At 68.8% G+C, this 1,143-nt stretch carries 1 protein-coding gene; it reads right to left on the reverse strand.

What is annotated here, in order from left to right; genetic code table 11:
- Positions 1-21: 21 nt before the first annotated feature.
- Positions 22-1,143 (reverse strand): pectate lyase (locus ACWJ6R_RS36770; protein WP_449066616.1); only part of this gene is annotated, 1,122 nt, incomplete at its 5' end.

Below are 1,143 nucleotides of genomic sequence, written 5' to 3' on the forward strand. Positions count from 1 at the left end.
TGCCGAGGACGTGCCTACGGCCTACTTGTAGGTGACGTCGCTCTTGGTGACCTTGCAGTTGGAGTCGTTCCAGCCCTCACCGATGTAGCTGGGCTCGCTGCCCTTGCTGACGCCCTTGTACTTGCCGCAGACGGTGGCGCTGCCGTCGACGACGAGGCGGGTGATGGTGGCGGTGTCGCCCCAGTTGGAGTTGATGCCGGCGACCATCTTGACGTCGGAGACCAGCACGTTGTCGATCTTCACGTGGCGCTGGTGCGAGCTGGAGCAGTTGCCGCACGCCCGGTACAGCTTGCCCGAGCCGTTGAGGTAGAAGCCGGAGATGCTGACCGTGCCGTTGCCGTTGTGCTGGAACGTCTTGTCGGAGCCGGACCTGGCGCCGCCGCCGATGACGTAGGAGGTGCCGCCGCCGGTGCCCTTGAAGGTGGCGGCGTCCTCGCCGATGTCGTTCCACCACACGTTCTTCAGCGTGCAGGTGCCCTCGCAGTGCACGCCGTCACCGGCGGGGGAGCCGATGATGACGTTCTGCAGGGTGCCACCGTTGGCGATCTTGAACATCGGGTCCTGCGACTCGCTCTGGCCGCCGTCGCCGATGCAGCAGTAGGTCTTCATCCCGCCGTCGAAGGTGCCGGACACCGACACGGTGCCGGAGATCTTCACCGAACCCGCCGAGGACGGCCACTGGCCGGTCGGCGTGCCGGTCCCGGGGTTGCCGGTGGGGGTGGTGGTCGGGGTGGAGGTGGGGGTGACGGTCGGGGTGGGGCTGGAGGTCGGGTTCGAGCCGCCGCCGGCGGCGTAGGTCTCGAACTCGGCGATCCGCGGCGCGCTGGACGCGCTGGTGATGTCGAGGGTGAGCTTCTTCAGCGAGGTCGAGGCGAAGGAGACGGTGCCCGGGTCGCCGCTGCCGCTGGCCAGGACCGAGCCCTTGTCGGCGTTGAGCAGGCGCCACGCGCCGATGGAGCCACCGCCGGAGGCCTGCTTGATGACGGCGCTGCTCACCGTCGTGGCGCTGCCCCACTTGACCGAGACGGAGCCGGTCGAGCCGCTGGGTGCCCAGTAGGTGCTGGTGTCGCCGTCCTTGACGTTGCCGTAGCTGGTGCCGCTGGCCTTGCTGGAGCCGTCGGCGCCGCCGCTCAGGCTCAGGTT

Source organism: Planomonospora algeriensis, assembly GCF_977012225.1.